General features: G+C 59.8%; 17 protein-coding genes, 1 tRNA gene and 1 pseudogene. 13 read left to right on the top strand and 6 right to left on the bottom strand.

The genetic code is table 11. From position 1 onward, the window contains the following. Positions 1 to 99 precede the first annotated feature (99 nt). Positions 100 to 513, top strand: coding sequence for a Cu(I)-responsive transcriptional regulator (cueR, locus tag SM764_RS19375; RefSeq protein ID WP_065273756.1), 414 nt, complete (start codon positions 100 to 102; stop codon positions 511 to 513). A gap of 34 nt (positions 514 to 547) precedes the next feature. Here cueR and SM764_RS19370 read toward each other — a convergent pair whose 3' ends face one another. From SM764_RS19370 to pcaC, 5 genes are all read right to left on the bottom strand, one after another. After that, positions 548 to 1468 carry a PHP domain-containing protein gene (locus tag SM764_RS19370; protein WP_369002505.1) on the bottom strand — a complete coding sequence of 307 codons (921 nt, stop codon included), beginning with the start codon at positions 1466 to 1468 and terminating at the stop codon, positions 548 to 550. Positions 1469 to 1811: 343 nt separating this feature from the next. Further along, positions 1812 to 2642 carry a 3-oxoadipate:acetyl-CoA acetyltransferase gene (locus SM764_RS19365; RefSeq protein ID WP_274868894.1) on the bottom strand — a complete coding sequence of 277 codons (831 nt, stop codon included), beginning with the start codon at positions 2640 to 2642 and terminating at the stop codon, positions 1812 to 1814. 12 nt (positions 2643 to 2654) lie between these two features. Beyond that, entirely contained in the window at positions 2655 to 3275 is a 621-nt protein-coding gene (gene pcaG, locus SM764_RS19360; protein ID WP_369002504.1) for a protocatechuate 3,4-dioxygenase subunit alpha, read from the bottom strand. Continuing rightward, entirely contained in the window at positions 3275 to 4015 is a 741-nt protein-coding gene (pcaH, locus tag SM764_RS19355) for a protocatechuate 3,4-dioxygenase subunit beta (protein ID WP_274835099.1), read from the bottom strand. The genes pcaG and pcaH overlap by 1 nt, the downstream gene beginning before the upstream one ends. 13 nt (positions 4016 to 4028) lie before the next feature. Continuing rightward, a complete protein-coding gene (gene pcaC, locus SM764_RS19350; protein WP_274835098.1) occupies positions 4029 to 4436 on the bottom strand; it encodes a 4-carboxymuconolactone decarboxylase in 408 nt (135 codons plus the stop codon). 93 nt (positions 4437 to 4529) lie between these two features. On the opposite strand from pcaC, the gene pcaQ reads away from it, so the two are divergent. Continuing rightward, positions 4530 to 5444 (top strand): pca operon transcription factor PcaQ, encoded by a 915-nt coding sequence (pcaQ, locus tag SM764_RS19345; RefSeq protein WP_369002503.1) that lies wholly within the window; start codon positions 4530 to 4532, stop codon positions 5442 to 5444. Here pcaQ and SM764_RS19340 read toward each other — a convergent pair. Continuing rightward, positions 5441 to 6052: a TetR/AcrR family transcriptional regulator gene (locus tag SM764_RS19340; protein ID WP_369002502.1), complete on the bottom strand. Its 612-nt coding sequence runs from the start codon at positions 6050 to 6052 to the stop codon at positions 5441 to 5443. The genes pcaQ and SM764_RS19340 overlap by 4 nt on opposite strands. A 316-nt stretch (positions 6053 to 6368) precedes the next feature. On the opposite strand from SM764_RS19340, the gene SM764_RS19335 reads away from it, so the two are divergent. From SM764_RS19335 to SM764_RS19285, 11 genes and pseudogenes are all read left to right on the top strand, one after another. Then, entirely contained in the window at positions 6369 to 7244 is an 876-nt protein-coding gene (locus SM764_RS19335; RefSeq protein ID WP_065273757.1) for a branched-chain amino acid ABC transporter permease, read from the top strand. Between the two features lie 4 nt (positions 7245 to 7248). Next, positions 7249 to 8334: a branched-chain amino acid ABC transporter permease gene (locus tag SM764_RS19330; RefSeq protein ID WP_065272843.1), complete on the top strand. Its 1086-nt coding sequence runs from the start codon at positions 7249 to 7251 to the stop codon at positions 8332 to 8334. Beyond that, entirely contained in the window at positions 8331 to 9098 is a 768-nt protein-coding gene (locus SM764_RS19325; RefSeq protein WP_065272844.1) for an ABC transporter ATP-binding protein, read from the top strand. The genes SM764_RS19330 and SM764_RS19325 overlap by 4 nt, the downstream gene beginning before the upstream one ends. Next, a complete protein-coding gene (locus SM764_RS19320; RefSeq protein WP_065272845.1) occupies positions 9098 to 9871 on the top strand; it encodes an ABC transporter ATP-binding protein in 774 nt (257 codons plus the stop codon). Before SM764_RS19325 ends, SM764_RS19320 begins: the two co-directional genes overlap by 1 nt. Positions 9872 to 9882: 11 nt before the next feature. After that, the gene (locus SM764_RS19315) at positions 9883 to 11778 is read left to right on the top strand and encodes an AMP-dependent synthetase/ligase (protein WP_369002501.1); all 1896 of its coding nucleotides are present in this window, start codon (positions 9883 to 9885) and stop codon (positions 11776 to 11778) included. A gap of 47 nt (positions 11779 to 11825) precedes the next feature. Beyond that, positions 11826 to 12986, top strand: a complete 1161-nt coding sequence (locus tag SM764_RS19310) for an ABC transporter substrate-binding protein (protein ID WP_274830182.1) — start codon at positions 11826 to 11828, stop codon at positions 12984 to 12986. 251 nt (positions 12987 to 13237) lie between these two features. After that, a complete protein-coding gene (locus SM764_RS19305) occupies positions 13238 to 14125 on the top strand; it encodes an MBL fold metallo-hydrolase (protein ID WP_369002500.1) in 888 nt (295 codons plus the stop codon). Positions 14126 to 14417: 292 nt separating this feature from the next. Further along, complete coding sequence (locus SM764_RS19300; protein ID WP_065272849.1) at positions 14418 to 16085, top strand: transcriptional regulator; 1668 nt, start codon at positions 14418 to 14420, stop codon at positions 16083 to 16085. 200 nt (positions 16086 to 16285) lie between these two features. Continuing rightward, complete coding sequence (locus SM764_RS19295) at positions 16286 to 17290, top strand: NADPH:quinone reductase (RefSeq protein ID WP_369002499.1); 1005 nt, start codon at positions 16286 to 16288, stop codon at positions 17288 to 17290. Between the two features lie 105 nt (positions 17291 to 17395). After that, positions 17396 to 17470, top strand: a tRNA-Gln gene (locus tag SM764_RS19290). 256 nt (positions 17471 to 17726) lie between these two features. Beyond that, positions 17727 to 18100 (top strand): annotated as a pseudogene (locus SM764_RS19285) (integrase core domain-containing protein); the annotation flags it as partial. Positions 18101 to 18219 lie beyond the last annotated feature (119 nt).

Below are 18219 nucleotides of genomic sequence, written 5' to 3'. Positions count from 1 at the left end.
GCCTGTCTGGTGGTGCTTGTACGGGCGATGACCGACTATAGATGAAAGGGATGACTGCGATAGCGCCCTATGCGACACCGGGATGAAGGAGGCACCAGCATGAATATCGGAGATGTTGCAGCCCGCTCAGGGCTGCCTGCCAAAACCATTCGGTATTACGAGGACATCGGCCTCATCAAACCCATGCGCAGCGCCAACGGCTATCGCAGTTTTGCCGAAACCGACCTGCATAAGCTGGCCTTTCTGGGGCGGGCGCGGGCTCTGGGCTTTACCATCGAAGACTGCCGTATGCTGATGGCGCTCTACGAGGATGAAAGCCGCGCCAGCGCCGATGTGAAGCAACTGGCGCAGGAGCATCTCGGCAAGATCGAAGCCAAGATCGCCGATTTGCAGGCGATGCGCGATACACTGACCGAACTGGTGCATTGCTGCGCTGGGGACAACCGGCCAGATTGTCCAATTCTGAAAGATCTGTCCGGCGAATTCTGTGCAAAGGAAACCGGCGCGGAGTAGCGCCGGTTCCTGCGGGTTGTCGGTGCGATCCGCGTCAGAGCCAGATCGGATTTGACCAGGCCCGGTTGCCAGCGCGGTCAATCACGGTAACCCGTAGCCAAGGGCTGTCTTTCAGACGGTCGAGCGGAATACGCGCCTGTGTCAGCGCGGTGCCATGCTGCAGAGTTGTGGCAGAGCCATGCCCCTGCACGATGACCGAAGAGACCGGGCTGCAGGCCACATCGATATGCCCGCCGTTCAGCGCCACAGCCTTCAGTTCGGGCCCTTGTGAAGAATAGAAATTTCCGTCCTTCAGGGCCTCCAGCAGCAAATCGGGTTCATTGGCTTCTGCCTTGACCATGACCCAGCCGCCGAAATGATCGGGGCCAGCGAAATGAGCGTCATCGGTGGCGATGAGGTTCAGGTCGCGCCCATCAGAGAGCAGAAGGTCGGCGACATGGCCGCCTTCGCCGCGATCAGTGCCGACGGCGCAGGTGTGGTTGTAGATCTCCACCGCGTGGGCCGCTTCTATGCTGCGCGCATCCGACAGTGTCATGCCCGACCAGTGCGGATGGGCGATGGTCACGAAGGCCCCGGCCTCGCGGGCGCGCCGGGCGATTTGCGGCCCGGTTTCCTGGCCTTCAACGGGGTGAAAGTCAGGCGAGTGGGACGGCGCAAAATCCGCAGGCAGGCCGACGGCGAGAATGTGCCACAGCTCACCGTTTTCCATGGCGCCGGAATGCAGTTCGGCGCCGGGCAGGGTGGTGAAGACCGCGTCCCTGAAGTCGCGCGTGTCGGTGATCGGATAGTCAAACCGCCCGACGAAATGATCGGTCAGCGCAATGAAATCATAGCCTTCCGCCTTGTAGCGGCGGCAGACCTCTGCTGGGTCAAGAACCCCGTCCGACCTGTTGGAATGGCAATGCAGGTTGCCGCGGAAAAACTCTCCGGGGGCGGCAAAAGCGGGGTGCAGCATGGGGTGTCTCCTGTCCGTGTTCCCCGGCTGGTAGCGGCCTTTGGCAATGGTTTTGTGACAGGGGAGAGCAGGGATGGTGACACGAGAAGGAGAAGGAACGCGCGCGGCAACCCCCTGCCTAAGAATAGGCAGCGCCGAGGGAGGAGCGGCTCGAGAGAAACGGGGTGCCGCGCGCAGGGGGGGATGTAGGCCGAGGACGCCGGACCCGCAAGGGGGGCGGCAGAGGTGACGCAACGGTCCGGCCTGATCAGACCGGACCGTTGCCTATTGTATATGCGGTATGAAGCGGGCCTGCGAGAAACAGACCTCAAGAACAACTCCGCGTGAACAGGCTGCGCCAGGCTCAGGCCGGGCGCAGTTCCAGAATTTCCCGCGCCTGCTGCCAGGTGGCAACGGGGCGTTCGTACTTCTCACACAGGTCAGCCGCGCGTTTGACCAGGGCCGCGTTCGACGGCGCCATGGTGTTGCGATCAATGCGCAGGTTGTCTTCGAGACCCGTGCGGGTGTGACCGCCTGCGGCAATCGCCCATTCGTTCAGCATGATCTGACCCGGGCCAATGCCGGCACCGCACCATTCGGCATCGGGGGCAAGACGTTTGACCGTCTGGACGTAGAAATCAAAGGTTTCCTTGTCCACGGGCATCGCGTTCTTCACGCCCATGACGAATTGCACATAGAGCTTGCCCGGAATGGCGCCTTCACGGCTCATCTTCACCGCCTGATGGATATGGCTGAGGTCGAAGGCTTCGATCTCGGGCTTTACCTCATAGGTGCGCATTTCGGAGGCCAGCCAGTCGACCAGATCCGGCGGGTTCTCGTAGACGCGGGTGGGGAAGTTGTTGGACCCCACCGACAGCGACGCCATGTCGGGACGCAGCGAAAGCATACCGCCGCGCTCCTTGCCTGCGCCGGAGCGGCCACCAGTGGACAGCTGCACGATCATGCCGGGGCAGTGTTTGTTCAGCCCTTCCAGCAGACGGCCGAATTTCTCCGGGTCCGAGGTCGGCGTCTGATCGTCGTTGCGCACGTGGCAATGGGCGATCGAGGCGCCTGCCTCAAAAGCTTCTTGAGTGCTTTCGATCTGCTCGGCGATGGTAATCGGCACCGCCGGGTTATGTTCTTTGCGCGGCACCGAGCCGGTAATGGCCACGCAGATAATGCAGGGTTTGCTCAACTCTGTCCCTCCTCAGATGTCGAAGAATACGGTTTCATCGTCACCTTGCAGGCAAATGTCAAAACGATAAACCGTTTGCCCATCACGTTCGCTGCGCTTGGCGATCAAGGTTTCGCGACGTTTCTCCCACTCGATCAGGTTGATCACCGGGTCCGTCGCGTTGGCTGCGGCCTCGTCGTCAAAGTAAAGGCGAGTGTTGAGGCCGATATTGATGCCGCGCGCCACGATCCAGAGGTTGATATGCGGCGCCATCATCTGACCGTTGCGGCCCATAACCGGGCCGGGCTTGACGGTCTCAAACGCCCATTCACCGGTTTCGAAGTTGGTGATCACGCGGCCCCAGCCGCGAAAGCCCTCTTCGACTTCGCCGGAATGTTCTGGATGGGCATAGACACCGGCGGCATTGGCCTGCCAAGCCTCCAGCAGCACGTCCTTCACCGGCGATCCGATGCCGTCGATGACAAGACCTTCGATCCGGATCCGCTCGCCTGCGGCATTGGGGCCTGCGATGTCCTGACCCAGTTCCTGTTCGTAGATCTGGAAACCGGCAGCGCCCGGCGCAAGGCCGATATGGACGTAGGGGCCTGCGGTTTGCGACGGGGTTTCTTTCAGATAATCAAGCTTCTGTTGCATCAGTTCCCCTCCAGACGGTTTTCGAACAGGGTCGAACGACGACCGCGCAGCACGATGTCGAATTTGTATGCGATGGTGTCGAGCGGAATGGTCGCGTTGCGGTCCAGTCGCGCGATCAGCTGGTCGATGGCGTCCGGATCCGGGATCGTCGCCACGATGGGACAGGTTTTGATCAGCGGATCACCCTCGAAATAGAGCTGGGTGATCAGGCGCTGGGCAAAACCGCTGCCAAAGACCGAAACGTGAATATGCGCCGGGCGCCAGTCGTTGACCCAGTTGCGCCACGGGTAGGCACCGGGCTTCACGGTGCGGAAATAGTAATAGCCATCCTCATCCGTCATGGTGCGCCCGCAGCCGCCAAAGTTGGGATCAATCGGCGCCAGGTAGGTGTCTTTCTTGTGACGATAACGTCCACCGGCATTGGCCTGCCAGATTTCCACCAGTGTATTCGGAACCGGGCGGGCGTTTTCATCCAGCACCCGGCCATGCACGATGATCCGTTCGCCAATGGGGCTTTCGCCGGGCTTGGCGTAGTTCGAGATCAGATCGTTGTCGGTGGCGGCGAGATCGCTGTGGCCAAAGCGCGGGCCGGTGATTTCGCTCGGCGTGTTTTCCAGGCTGATTAGCGAAAACTTGGGCGAGCGCGCCACCGAGGTTTTGTAGTCCTTGTCATAGGCTGGCGGGTGCCAGCGGCGGTCGCGCTGGTAGAATTCAGCCATGTTCTGTGTCGGTTTCGTCATTGTCCTATCCTCCTCAGGTCTTGGATGCCGGGGACGCGGCGGCTTCGGCATCCATTTCCGCATAGGTTTGTTTGGCCAGTTTCAGCGCATGGTTGGCGCGCGGCACCCCGGCGTAGATCGCCACGTGCTGAAACGTTTCGATCACATCGGTGCGGCTGGCGCCCGTGCGCGCGGTGGCGCGGATATGCATCGGGATTTCCTCGAAATTTCCCATCGCCGCCAGCAGGGCCAGGGTCAGCATCGACCGTTCGCGCTGGCCGATCCCGTCCGAGGCCCAGACGGTGCCCCAGGCGCCTTCGGTGATCAGCGTCTGAAAGGCCACGTCCATATCGGTCTTGGCAGCTTCGGCGCGATCCACATGCGCATCTCCCAGCACACTGCGGCGCACGGTCATGCCCTGATCGTAACGACTGTCGGTCATCCGGTCCTCCCTCTTTCATATGGTGTGTACTATCGCATATCTAAATTGGACTGTATAATGCTGTGAATTGCATAATTTCATATTGGAAATGGTATGCGTTTATCATCGCAGCTGAAGCTGCGCCATCTTGAAGTCTTCGTCGAGGTCGCTCGGCAGGACAGCGTCACCCAGGCGGCCGAGGCATTGGGCATGACCCAACCTGCGGTGACCCGCACCCTGCGGGAGCTAGAGGCTGTTGTCGGCAAGCCCTTGGTTGAGCGGCACGGGCGCGGTATCCGCCTGTCCGCCTATGGTGAGATGTTCCGCGACCACGCCGGGCGCAGTCTGGCGCTGGCACGGGACGGGGTAGCAATGCTGCAGGGGCTGGACGAGGCAGAAGGGCCACGGGTGGCTATTGGCGCTTTGCCGACAGTGTCAGCAACAGTGGTGCCGGATGCCCTGGCGGCGCTGCGCACCGAGGGTAGCCACAGTCGGTTTTCCGTGCGCACCGGCGACAATCAATACCTGCTGGACCAGCTGCGGCGGGGTAATCTGGACGTGGTGGTGGGACGTCTGCCCGCGCCCGATCACATGGTGGGGCTGGATTTTGATCCGCTGTTCCGCGAACGGGTGGTCGCGGTCGTCGCCCATGATCATCCGCTGGCGGCGCTGCCGCATGTCCCGGCTGATGCCTTTGAGAGGTTCCCGGTACTGATGCCCTCGGAAGGGTCGATCATCCGGCCGCTGGTGGACCGCATGTTTCTGGAGCAGGGGATGACGGTGCCCCGTTTCCCGATCGAAACCGTCTCTGCCACGTTTGGGCGCCGGTTCACGCTGAAGCATCGGGCGATCTGGATCATCAGCCATGGTGTGGTGCGTGCCGATCTGGAGGAGGGCGTGCTGGCATTACTGCCGCTGAACACGGACAGCACGCTGGGTCCGGTGGGGCTGTGTATCCGCAGTGAACACCAGCTCTCTGCCGCCGCCGCGCGGTTCTGTGCAGCCCTGCGGGAGATTTGCGAGGCTTAGGTGCGCAGGCTGGCCAGCGCCATCTCTGCCAGATCATCCGCGATGGTATGACGAAATTCTTGCCCGGCGCCGCGATCCGGCTGATACCAGAAGACCGGGGAATTGAGCATCAGCATCAGCCCGGCAACCGTGACCGTCAGGTTGCGCTCGGGGAATATGTCTGCCTCGATACCCCGGGCGATCTGGTCGCGGAAGAGCTCGGCATACTGCCGGTGCTCTGCTCGCACCTGCGCCTGCATGCCCAGCTCAAACGCGTTGGAGGTTTTGGCGCGCGCGCCGGTATAGGTTTGGAGAATCACCTTGTGGTAGGGCAGGGAGCGCAGCACCTCCATCACATGGGCGCGGGCCATCCGTTCCAGACAAAGCTGCGGAGACAGGGCATCATCGGCCACTGCGCTGACCGCCTGATAGGTGAACCGCGCTGCGCGCAGTTGTACCGCAGCCAGAAGCGCGCCTTTGGAGGGAAAGTGATGATAAATCCGTCCCTTGGTCGATCCAAGGCTGGCCGCGATATCGTCGATGGATGCGGAATCGGCGCCCATCGCCATGAAACAATGGGCCGCTGCATCAAGAATTTCACTTTTGGATGCGCTGATCTGTTCTAACATGATGCATCGCCTGACGTCGTCTGCTTGCGGGGCGGCGCGGCTGGAGGGGCCATTTCACCATCCTTGATCGCTGCCGCGCACCATCGGGCGCGGAGCGAACAATAGGGGGGCATATGCTCAAAATATAGCCGCATTTTGCCATTTTGACGCTGGGTCTTAGCAATTGACAGGGGAAAAACATACTCAGTAGTCTGTTTTTAGACGCCAAGGGTTTCCGCCGCTTGAGGAGGCGCAGCGAAAGCCCAGCAAAATAAGGCGCATATGCCCGGCAATGACCGGGTCAGGAACCGCTCATGACGGGCGGGGGGAGGAAAATTTGGAAGTATTGCAGCTCCTGGTCAGCGGGCTCGCGAATGGCTGTGTCTACGGCCTGATCGCGCTCGGATTTGTGCTGATCTACAAAGCGACTGAAGCGGTCAATTTCGCTCAGGGCGATTTCATGATGCTGGGGGCATTTGTGACCCTTGGCCTTACCAACGCAGAATACATGGACCTGCCATTCTGGGTCGCAGCACCGCTGGCGATTTCGATCATGGCGGTTCTTGGCTATCTGCTCGACTTTTTCATTCTGCGGCACCTGTTCGGGCAGAGCCAGACTGCGGTTGTCATCCTGACCATTGCGCTGGGCTTTGTGCTGCGCTTCGTGGCCGGTCTGATCTGGGGGCACGAGCCGCAGACATTGGAAAGCCCGCTCGCGCTGGGCGATCTACAACTGGGCGGCGTCGTGCTGGGCATGGCGGATGTCGCGGTGATCGTGGTGACCTTCCTGCTCACATGGTCGCTTTACCAGTTCTTCCAGCGCACCAAGCTGGGGCTTGCCATGCAGGCGGCCAGTCAGAACCAGATGGCGGCCTATTTCATGGGCATTCCGGTGCGCCGGGTGCAGGGGCTGATCTGGGGTCTGGCGGGTGCAACTGCTGCCGTTGCCGGGATCCTCTTTGCCTCCAAGGGCGCCATTGATCCCAACGCCGGCCTCTTGGGCATCAAGGCCTTTGCGGCGGCTGTCATCGGCGGCTTCGGCTCGCTCCCCGGCGCGCTGGCCGGTGGTCTGATCGTCGGTGTGATCGAACCCTTCGCCGCACGTTACCTTGCGGCGGGCTATTCGCAAATCGCGCCTTATGCGCTGCTTCTGGCGGTGCTGGTGTTCCGTCCGCACGGCCTGTTCAGCCAAGTCCGAGTGAAGAAGGTCTGATCCCATGCGCATTCATTTCAAAACCACCTATGAGCAGGATATCCGCCTGTTCCCCGACATGTGGACGGCCTGCGTTTATGGCCTTCTGATCCTGATTGCCTTTGGCCTGCCGTTCCTGATCAACGAGTTCTATATTGGCGAAGTCACCAACGTGCTGATCTGGGCGATTGCCGGTCTGGGTCTGATGCTGCTGACCGGTCAGACCGGTCAGGCCAGCCTTGGCCATGCGGCGTTTCTGGCCATCGGCTGCTATACCAACACGATCCTGATCGAACAGGGGCTGCCGTTCATTCTGGCTTTCCCGCTGGCCGGGGTCATCACCGGGATCGTCGGCGCCGTGATCGCCATTCCGGCCCTGCGGCTGCACGGGATCTATCTGGCGATTGCGACCATTGCCCTGTCGATCCTTGCCGATGACATTATCGTCCTTCTGGAGCCCTGGACTGGCGGCGTGTCGGGCAAGTTCCCGGACATGATCACCATTTTCGGGTTCGAGATTGAACGCTGGTCGATGCCGACCCGGTTCTACTATCTGGTGCTTGTCGTCACCATCATCTGCACACTGTTCTACCGCAACCTGCTGCGCTCGCCTTTGGGCCGTGCCTTTGCTGCGGTGCGTGACAGTGAGGTCTCGGCGACTGCTATGGGCGTTCACATTGCACGCACCAAGGCGACCGCCTTTGGCCTGTCTTGCATGATCACCGGCTGGGCTGGTGCGCTGATGGGATACTATGCGGGAACCTTCAACAACGAGACCTTTTCGATCGTGATTTCGATCACCCTGCTGATGATGATCGTGATTGGCGGCCTCGGCTCCATTCACGGGGCCTTCTTCGGCGCGGTTGTGGTTGCCTTCCTGCCGCAGGGTCTTTCGATCCTCAAAGACAGCGTGATCGGTGGCGGCGTCGCCATCCCGGGGCTGGAAACCGGCGTCTTCGGCATGATCCTGATCCTGTTCATCCTGTTCGAACCCATGGGCATCTACGGTCGCTGGCTGAAGATACGGACCTGGTTCGAATTGTTCCCCTTTGCGCGCAAGGACATGTTCCGTCGCCAGAAAACCTACCTGAAGACGGAGCGTTTGAGATGAGCCTTTTGGAGATCAAGAATGCAACGCTGAAATTCGGTGGCGTTGTGGCTGTGAACGATCTGTCCTTTTCGGTCGAGGAAGGCGAGGTCTATGCCATCGTCGGCCCGAACGGGGCAGGGAAGTCGACCGTGTTCAACCTGATTTCGCGGTTCTACGAACCCTATGCGGGCTCTTTCACCTTCGACGGGCAGAACCTGCTGGATCGCAAACCGGACGAGGTGGCGGATCTTGGCATTGCGCGGACCTTTCAGAACATTGAACTCTTTGATCACGCGACGGTATTGCAGAACCTTCTTGTGGGGCGGCACCGCCACCGCAAGTCCACGCTGATCGAAGAGCTGTTCTTTGCCCCGCGTGTGCGCCGCGAAGAGCACCGCCACCGCGAGGCCGTGGAGGAGGTGATCGATTTCCTCGACCTGCAGCCCTACCGGAACAAGATGATCGCTGGCCTGCCATATGGCGTGCGCAAGGTGGTCGAACTGGGCCGGGCGTTGGCCTCGGGGCCGCGGCTCTTGTTGCTGGATGAACCTGCCTCGGGACTTTCGGTTGAGGAAACGCAGGACATGCGTTGGTGGATTGATGATATCCGCAAACAGATGGGGATCACCGTATTGATGGTGGAACATGACATGGGGCTGGTCTCTGGCGTGTCCGACCGCGTTCTGGCGCTGGCGGATGGGGCCAAGCTGGCCGAAGGCACCCCGGCTGAGGTGCAGTCGAACCCGGCCGTGATCGAGGCCTATCTTGGCGCGGGGGCTGTCTGATGGGAGAGCCTTTGCTGGAAATCAAGAACCTCGAGAGCTTTTACGGGCCGATCATGGCAATCCGGGGCGTGTCGCTGAAGGTGGACAAGGGGCAGATCGTCACCGTTCTGGGTGCCAATGGCGCCGGGAAATCCACCCTCCTGAAAACGATCTCGGGCATCATGGATCCTGAAAAGGGCGAAGTGCTGTTCGATGGCAAACCGATTCAGGGGCAGGAGCCGCACAAGATCGTCAGTCAGGGCATCGTACACGTGCCCGAAGGCCGCGAGGTCTTCCCGCTGCTGACGGTGAATGAAAATCTGAGCCTTGGCGCTTACACCCGGTCGGACAGGGCCGAGATCGAAAAGGACCGGGAGATGGTGTTCGACTATTTCCCGATCCTCGCCGAACGGCGCGACCAGGAGGCCGGGACGCTGTCCGGCGGCCAGCAGCAGATGCTGGCGATCGGGCGTGGGCTGATGCTGCGGCCCAAGATCATGCTGCTGGATGAACCCAGCCTCGGCCTGTCGCCGCTTCTGGTGCAGGAGATCTTTGCCATTCTGCGGCGGCTCAACGCCGAGGAACACGTGACCATGATGCTGGTGGAACAGAACGCCCGCATCGCGCTGGAACTGGCGGATGTGGGCTATGTGATGGAGATCGGCCGTATCGTGATGGACGGCACCGCCGACCGCCTGATGCAGTCCGAGGACATCCAGGCCTTTTATTTGGGCCACCAGGAAGAAGGCCAGCGCGGAGAGAAACGCTGGAAACGCAAGAAGACGTGGCGATGAGGGGGGAAGGGATGAACATGCAAAACCTTGGACAGACCGCACACCCGCAGGTGGTTCTCAACGGCGTTTCGTTCAACGCAGAGCCGGGCCAGCGCCCTGTGTTGGTGGACGGCTGTGACACCATCGTGAAACTGTTTCAGCTGCGTTGTCAGGCGCTGGGTGACCGAACTGCTCACCGCGAAAAGGATATGGGCATCTGGAAGGCCTTTTCCTGGAACGATTACTGGGATCACGCGAAATGGATTGGCCTTGGCCTGATGTCGCTGGGGCTGAAACGCGGCGAGGTGGTGTCGATCTTAAGTGAGGACCGGCGCGAATGGCTTTACTCCGACCTGGGTATCCAGGGTGTCGGCGGGATTGCCTCTGGCGTCTACACCACGGATTCCGCCTCGCAGCTGGCCTATCTGGTCAATGACAGCGACAGCCGGTTCCTGTTTGTCGAAAACGACGAACAGCTCGACAAATACCTTGAGATCGCCGATCAGGTTCCGGGGCTGGCCAAGGTCATCATCTATGAACGCGAAGGGCTGCATGATCTGGATCATGAAAAATGCCTCTTCATCGAGGATCTGTACGAGCTGGGTAAAGCCTATGAAGCGCGCCATCCCGGCACCTTCGAGGCTGAAATTTCCAAATCCCAGCCCGAGGACACTGCGCTTCTGATCTATACATCGGGCACCACGGGCATGCCCAAAGGCGCTATGCTCAGCAATGAGAACATCCTTGCCTCGACCGAGGCAGGGGCGCGGGCGCTGGAAGTCTACAAGACAGACGATCAGCTGTGTTTTCTGCCGCTGTGCCACATCCTTGAACGCAACGTGTCGGTCTATTTCCCGCTCGCCGCTTCCAGCACGGTGAACTTCGCCGAAAGCCCGGAAACCGTGTTCGACAATATGCAGGAGGTCTCTCCGGCGACCTTTTTCGCGGTGCCGCGGGTCTGGGAAAAGATCTACTCCCGGGTCCTGGTTCTGGCGCAGGAAGCCACGCCGATTGGCCGTATGGCCTTCCATCAGGCGGTCAAGGCCGGGCGCAAGCGGGCGCAATACGTGATGTACGGAAAACCCGTCCCTTCGGGCGTGGCGGCGTCTTATGCCTTCTGGGATTTTGCGGTTCTGCGGAATCTGCGCCGGATGCTGGGCATGGACAAGATGCGCCGCGGCGGAACCGGCGCCGCGCCGATCTCACCCGAGCTATTGGAATGGTACTGGTCCATCGGTGTGCCGCTGATCGAAGGCTACGGCATGACCGAGAACGCCGGCCTGTCCACCATCAACACTTTCGACACCAACGCGCCGGGAACAGTGGGGCACGCGGTGCCTGGGGTCGAGGTGCGTATCGCGGAAGACGGGGAGATCCAGACCAAGGGGCTCAACAACTTCCAGGGTTACTGGCGCAACAATGAAAAGACCGCCGAGACCTTTACCACCGATGGCTGGCTGCGCACGGGTGATGTCGGCAGGCTGGATGACAAGGGCAATCTGACCATCACCGGCCGGATCAAGGACATCATCATCACCGCAGGCGGCAAGAACATCACCCCGGCCGAAATCGAAAGCCGGTTGAAGTTCAGCCACTATATCTCGGATGCGGTGGTGATCGGGGACGGGCGCAAATATCTCACCTGTCTGATCATGATCGATCAGGAAAATGTTGAGAAATTCGCGCAGGACCGCAAGATACCCTTTAGCGACTTTGCGTCGCTCTGTGCCGCGGAGGAGGTGGTACAGCTGATCGGAGCAGAGGTCGAAGCTGTGAACCGGGACTTTGCACGGGTCGAACAGATCAAGGATTTCCGCCTGATCAACGTTCTTCTGACGGCCGAGGACGACGAGTTGACCGCAACGATGAAACTGAAACGCAGTTTTGTGGAGAAGAAGCACAAGGCACTAATCGACGACATGTACTAGCGGCGGCGACAAGGAACGCCGGACAGTTATTTAGGGAGGAAGCGAAAATGAAAAAACTGACATCTGCGCTGACGATGGCGGCTGTAGCCCTTGCCGGGGCCACGGCTGTTCAGGCCGACACCCAGGGGGTTACGGACAGCGAAGTCGTAATCGGCTCGGTGAATGACCTCAGCGGTATCTTTGCTGCGGTGGGCGTGCCGGCGGTCAATGGCGCCAACCTGCGCTTTGATGAAATTAACGCCGCAGGCGGTGTGCATGGTCGCCAGATCAAGTTCGTCGTCGAGGACAACGGCTATCAGATCCCGCGCGCGATGCAGGGCTACAACAAGCTGCTGAACCGCGACAAGGCCTTTGCCATGCTTCTGTCGCTGGGCACACCGATGAACGTGGCTGGCTTCAAGCTGCTGGACCCCAAGGGCATTCCGAACATCAGCCCGCTGTCCGCCGCGCGTCAGATGCTTCAGGAACCGATGCACAACAAATTCATCGGCTTCTCCAGCTACTACGATCAGGTGCAGGTGGGCGTGAAATATCTGGCCGGTGAATTCGAGGCCAAGGAAGTCTGCTCGATGTATATCCCGTCGGATTTCGGCAAGGAAATTCAGGAAAGCACCGAGGATGTAAGCAAAGAGCTGGGCCTGACCTATGCGGCGGAAACCTCGCACAAGCCGGATGAGCTGGATTTTGTCGGCTCGCTCACAAAGCTGAAGTCCGCTGGCTGTGACGTGGTGACACTGGCGCTGGGGGTGCGGCAGGGCATCACCGTTGTCGGCACCGCCAAGAAATTGGGCTGGACCGATGTGAAATTCCTCAACACGTCGGCCGGGTTCCTTGATGTGGTTGCTGCCGTTCCCGGTGGTGTGACCGATGGTCTTTACGCGGCGGCTGGCTGGGTCAGCCTGATCGCTCGCGCCGAAGATCCGGTGCCGGCCGAATTCATGAAGGCCTATGAGGAAAAGTTCGGTCAGCCGGCCGGTGGCTTTGCCATGCTGGGGTATTCCGCAGCGGATACGGTTATTCGCGCGCTTGAGGCCGCGGGTCAGGATCTGACGCAGGAAAGCTTTATCAAGGGGATGGAGAGCCTCAATTTCTATGATGAGCTGACCGATAGCAAGATCACCTATGCGGCGGATGATCACCGTGGTGCGGACGATATCGTGATCTCGGTTGTCGAAGACGGCAAATGGAAAGAACTGAGCCGCCAGTAACGCGCGCTCTTTAGTTATTCTGATATAAACCGGTGCGGGGTGACCCGCGCCGGTTTTCTGTTTGTCAGCCGCGTCTGTTTTTGCCCGGTGTTCTGCGCCCGGCTTTACATTGCTCAACCCCAAATTATATAAATTCGCGTACGTGAATATAACTGCGCCATGGCGGCCGGATATTTGCGCAGATGCATTATTGGGAGGCAGGTGCAATGGGTGTGAACAGAAGAGAATTTCTGCAAGGGGCAGGGGCCAGTATGGCGTTGGCAGGATCTGCTGCTGGTATGGCATCGGCGGCTGCAGCCTCGGGCGGCGATCAGCTGATGATTGGCGATATGTCCCTTCAAACCCTGTCTGATGGCAACCTTGTGCTGCCTCAGGGGTTCCTGTTTCCCGAGCAGTCGCCAGAGCAGTTGATGCCCATCCTGACACGGCACGGCGTTGCCCAGGATCCGATGGAACCTCCGCTGAACGTGACGCTGATGCGCCAGGGCGACCGTGTCGTGCTGTTCGATGCCGGTTCCGGCCCGGCCTTCCAGGCCAGCGCGGGGCAACTGCCCGCCGCGCTGGAGGCGGCGGGCGTATCCCCCGAGGACGTCACCCATGTGGTGTTCACCCATTGCCACCCGGATCACCTGTGGGGCGTTCTGGACGATTTCGATGATCCTTTGTTTGCCAATGCCGAACATTTCATCGGACAGCAGGAATGGGATTTCTGGTTCGACCCCAGCACCATTGACACGATCGGCGAGGCCCGCGCTACCATGGCCGCCGGGGCGCTTCGGCGGATGGAGATCCTGGAGGACCAGATCACCCGGTTCCGCGATGGCGAAGAAATCCTGCCCGGTGTCGCGGCGCGGGCGACCTATGGTCATACGCCGGGCCATATGTCCTTTGAACTCAGGTCCGGCAGCGAGAGCGTGATGGTGCTTGGCGATGCCATCGGCAATTCCCACGTGAGCTTTGAAAGGCCCGATTGGCACGTGGGATCCGACCAGGATGCAGCCATGGCCGCTGCCGCCCGCATGAGCTTGCTGGATCAACTGGCTCACGAGCAGACGCGGGTGATTGGCTACCATCTACCAGAGGGTGGTTTGGGTCAGGTCGCGCGCAAGGGTGACGGTTACCGGTTTATCCCGTTGTAACTTGCCTCCTTGTAAATTTGGCCTAAGTTAAACTATGTTTTTAAGAGAAGCCGCGCCCAGCGTCGTCTGGGGCGCGGTTAAAGGCGGAAAATCCGAATTTTTTCGGAAAATCCAGCTTATTGGCTTGGCGGCAATTCATTCCGTTACTATTCCTATGCGTGTTTAAAGAAACTTGATACATGTAAATTTCAATTCAATTATCTTTATTTATTTGAAAAGGTGATTTTTCACTACATCTTTGCGTCGCATTGTTGTAATTTGATCCTGCGATCACGGTCGATTAGGTGGATTAATGTGTAATTTGATCAAGTTGAATCAGTTCGGCGCGTTCGGTGTATTTCTGTCGGATGGCAGCAGCGTACCCCTAGGGGCCAAGCATCAGGCCTTGATGGCCCTTTTGGCGACCTCAGCATCGGGTATCCGAACAAGAGCATTTTTAGAACACACTTTGTGGAGCCTTGCTCAACCTGAACAAGCAAAGGCCAGCCTGAGGACGGCATTATCGACGCTAAAACGCCATCTGGGACCGGAAGCGGCCCAGGCGATCACTGCTAATCGGGAACGCGTTACTCTGGACCTGTCACGGGTGGAGTTCATTGAGCCCGAGGATCAGGCCGAGTTCATGGAGGGTTTCGAACTGCCGCATGAGACCCGGTTCGAAAGCTGGCTGGCCCAGATGCGCGCGGACTTCGAGGCAAAGCAGACAGGGCAGCCCACCGGCGGCGCTGGGCAAATCGGGCAAACCGGTCGGGTGCAGTATAATGATCTTCTGCCTCCGATCGCGGTCTTGCCCTTCGTGCAGCACACCCCGGGCGAGGACACCTCGCCTCTGGGCTCATTGCTGTCCGAAGAACTGTCTCGCTGCCTTGCGCGCAGTCAGGCTTTTACCGTGACATCTTATCTGGCCTCGCGGCAATTCGACCCGAACCGGATCCGCCCGATCGAGGTCTCGCAGGTGGCTGGGGTGAACTATTTGGTGTCTGGTGTGGTGCATGTGCGCGGGCAGATGATGAATGCGGATATCGAGTTGCACGATGCGGTGCGCGAAAAGGTGATATGGTCGCGCAGCTTCCAGGGGCCGTTGTCGGACCTGATGGCGGGACAAAGCGCGGCCCTGAGAGATGCCACGCGCCAAATCGGTCAAACGGTTGTGGGCGAATCGATCCGCCTTATCGGCTTCAAGCCGTTGGCAGGGCTGGAGGGGCACACGCTGTTAATGGGCGCGATTTCCCTGATGCAGGACATGAACCCCGCTTCCTTTGAAAAGGCACGTGAAATTTTGAACGTGCTGCTGAGCCGGGCCCCGCAGCATCCGCTTGCTCTGACATGGATGGGGTTCTGGCACGTACTGCGGATCCAGAAGGGTTTTTCCAACGATCGACAGCTTGATATCCATCTTGCGGAACAGCTTGCGACCTCGGCGCTCAGCGCGGATCCGTCTTTCTCGCTGGCGCATACGCTGAAGGGCGTGATTTCCAGCCATCTGCTGTTCCATTTCGATCTGGCGCAGACTTCCTATGATCTGGCTTTGAAGGACAATCCAAACGAAGCCTTGGCCCTGCTGCTCAAAGGTACCACCCGGGCCTATCAGGACCGCCCGGACGAGGCGGTACAACTGACAGATGCTGCGCGGCGGCTGTCCCCACTGGGGCCGCAACGCTATTATTTCGACGCGGAATCCGCAGTCGCGAACCTGACCGCGCGAAATTATGGGCGGGCGATCGAGCTTGCGGACCGGTCGCTTGAGGCAAATGCCTCCTATCCGACCAGTCTGGGGACCAAGGCCATTGCTTTGCAGATGTCGGGGCGCACCTCCGAAGCCCGCGATACGGTTCAGGATCTTCTGAAGGCCGCGCCAATGTTCAATATGAGCCGGTACCACAACTACACGCCGCTTGCGGCAGGACCTGCCGGAGAGGAATGGGGGCATGCGCTGAAAATGGCGGGTGTTCCGGACTGATACCTCTCTGATCCAGAGCACCACGCTGAAGGGAGGGGAGGCGCTTGCTGCCTGCCATCCGGCAAATCTGAGGGTCTCTGTTCATCGGGGCGGCGGTTTTGTGGGAACCGCCTTGTGTCTGTGGCCGTCTTGAGGCTCCTTGTCTGTCAAAGGTCCGGGCCGACGTCGTTCCGGGCTGACACAGAAAATGGAGCCCCATCATGAAAGCCGTCGTTTACCGCGCCTTCGGACCTGCCCAAGAGGTCCTGTCCCTTGAAACCCTGCCAGCACCCGAACTTGCCTCTGGCGAGGTACGCGTCGCGCTGGCCTATTCCGGCGTCAATCCTTCCGATGTCAAAGCGCGGGCCGGAGCACGGGCGGGCGTCACCGAACTGCCCTTTCCCGCAATCATTCCTCATAGCGATGGCGCGGGCGTTATCACCGAAGTCGGCGAAGGCGTGGATCCGGCGCGAGTCGGGCAGCGGGTCTGGATCTGGAACGGTCAGTGGCAGCGCGCCTATGGCACCGCCGCAAGCGAGATCTGCCTGCCGCAGGAGCAGGCGGTGCCCATGTCTGACACGGTCGATTTTGAAACCGGTGCCGCGCTTGGCATTCCGGGGCTGACCGCCTGTCATACCGTGTTCTCCGGTGGCGAGGTTTCTGGCAAAACCGTTCTGGTGCAGGGCGGGGCAGGGACCGTAGGTCTTCTGGCTGTACAATTGGCCAAATGGGGCGGTGCGCGGGTGATCGCGACCTGTTCCGCAGCTGCGCGAGACCGTGTTCTGGCGGCCGGGGCTGACGCGGTGCTGGATTACAGCGCTACGGACCTCAGCGACCAGATCATCGCCGCAAATCACGGCCAGCTCGTCAATCTGATCGTCGAGGTGGAGTTTGGCGCCAACGCCGAGGTGGACGCGGCAGTGATCGCCCCGAACGGCCGGATCACGGCCTATGGCTCAGCAAAGGCGATGCAACCCGCCTTGCCCTTCTATCCGCTGATGTTCAAGGCGGTCACGTTGGAGATGGCTCTGGTCTACCTGCTGACGTCGACCCAACGCGAGGCGGCGATCGCCCGTTTGAATCGCGCCCTGGAGGCTGAGGCCCTGTCGGTTCCCGTGGCGAAAGTCTTTCCTCTGGCCGAGGCCGTCGCGGCGCATGAAGCCGTTGAGGGTGGTGATCGCAAAGGCGTGATTTTGCTGCAAACTTCTGAAAATCCAATGAAATAAGGGGCGATAAGGGGGGGCGCCTGCGGTGTTGGGAAAAGGATGTCAGATTTTTTCAAAAACCCTCTTGCACCCCCCCGCAACTAACTTTAGACAGCGCCTCACCGATGGGGTGTAGCCAAGTGGTAAGGCAGCGGTTTTTGGTACCGTGTATCGTAGGTTCGAATCCTACCACCCCAGCCATCGGCCTTCTCATTAAGAAATCTAGCATACGGCCCACCCGTTAGGCCCCAGATCGCCCCAGTTTCGGCCCCAGTTGGTTTGCACGCTGGCTGGTCGCTGACGAGGGCGGTTGCCCATGGTTTGCGTCCCCTCCCATAGCTTTCCTCTTCCCTTAGGCTAGGCTAGGAGGGAATAGGTATAAGTAATGAATAGAAAGCGGAGGAGACCCCAAGTTCTTCCTTCCTTACCTGAATAAAGGGAGACCTATGGGAGACATAGAGAACCCCTGGCGATCAAGGTGAAGCGCAAGCTGAACTCGGGCGACGTGATAGATGCCTTGAGCGATTTGTTCGTCCTGCGCGGCATCCCTGCCTTCATCCGCTCCGACAACGGCCCCGAGTTCGAAGCTCAGGCCGCCCAGGTTTGGATCAAGGCTGTCGGTGCCAGAACGTCCTACATCGAACCAGATTCACCCTGGGACAACGGATATTGCAAGAGTTTCAACCCCCGGCTCCGCCCCTCTCGGCAGCATGCGTTGCATGCGCCTGCCGGGCAATGGATGAACTGCTCGGTGGCGAGGTCTTCTACAGCCTGCGTGAGGTTCAGATCCTGATCGAACAATGGAGGAAACACTACAACATGAAACGACCTGACCTGCCCCCCGAGGCTCCCTTATTCATAACGAGAGTCTGCGGGTCTGGTTTTCATATTCTCCGTCGTCTGATTGGGCAAGCGCGCCGGGCGCGGAGCCCTCAAATTGCTCAAGCGTC

This window comes from Pseudophaeobacter sp. 1A16562 (genome assembly GCF_041008785.1).
GTDB classification, from domain to species: Bacteria; Pseudomonadota; Alphaproteobacteria; order Rhodobacterales; family Rhodobacteraceae; genus Phycobacter; species Phycobacter gallaeciensis_A.
The sequence above is the reverse complement of the archived record's forward strand: the minus strand, read 5'-3'. Positions and strand labels throughout refer to the sequence as shown.

Excerpts from the sequence above, each read along its gene's own strand:
- SM764_RS19300 (WP_065272849.1), top strand. The coding sequence starts at position 14,418 with ATGTGTAATTTGATCAAGTTGAATCAGTTCGGCGCGTTCGGTGTATTT.
- SM764_RS19295 (WP_369002499.1), top strand. The coding sequence starts at position 16,286 with ATGAAAGCCGTCGTTTACCGCGCCTTCGGACCTGCCCAAGAGGTCCTG.
- pcaH (WP_274835099.1), bottom strand. The coding sequence starts at position 4,015 with ATGACGAAACCGACACAGAACATGGCTGAATTCTACCAGCGCGACCGC.
- pcaC (WP_274835098.1), bottom strand. The coding sequence starts at position 4,436 with ATGACCGACAGTCGTTACGATCAGGGCATGACCGTGCGCCGCAGTGTG.
- SM764_RS19305 (WP_369002500.1), top strand. The coding sequence starts at position 13,238 with ATGGCGTTGGCAGGATCTGCTGCTGGTATGGCATCGGCGGCTGCAGCC.
- cueR (WP_065273756.1), top strand. The coding sequence starts at position 100 with ATGAATATCGGAGATGTTGCAGCCCGCTCAGGGCTGCCTGCCAAAACC.
- SM764_RS19340 (WP_369002502.1), bottom strand. The coding sequence starts at position 6,052 with ATGTTAGAACAGATCAGCGCATCCAAAAGTGAAATTCTTGATGCAGCG.
- SM764_RS19325 (WP_065272844.1), top strand. The coding sequence starts at position 8,331 with ATGAGCCTTTTGGAGATCAAGAATGCAACGCTGAAATTCGGTGGCGTT.
- pcaQ (WP_369002503.1), top strand. The coding sequence starts at position 4,530 with ATGCGTTTATCATCGCAGCTGAAGCTGCGCCATCTTGAAGTCTTCGTC.
- SM764_RS19315 (WP_369002501.1), top strand. The coding sequence starts at position 9,883 with ATGAACATGCAAAACCTTGGACAGACCGCACACCCGCAGGTGGTTCTC.
- SM764_RS19310 (WP_274830182.1), top strand. The coding sequence starts at position 11,826 with ATGAAAAAACTGACATCTGCGCTGACGATGGCGGCTGTAGCCCTTGCC.
- SM764_RS19370 (WP_369002505.1), bottom strand. The coding sequence starts at position 1,468 with ATGCTGCACCCCGCTTTTGCCGCCCCCGGAGAGTTTTTCCGCGGCAAC.
- SM764_RS19330 (WP_065272843.1), top strand. The coding sequence starts at position 7,249 with ATGCGCATTCATTTCAAAACCACCTATGAGCAGGATATCCGCCTGTTC.
- SM764_RS19320 (WP_065272845.1), top strand. The coding sequence starts at position 9,098 with ATGGGAGAGCCTTTGCTGGAAATCAAGAACCTCGAGAGCTTTTACGGG.
- pcaG (WP_369002504.1), bottom strand. The coding sequence starts at position 3,275 with ATGCAACAGAAGCTTGATTATCTGAAAGAAACCCCGTCGCAAACCGCA.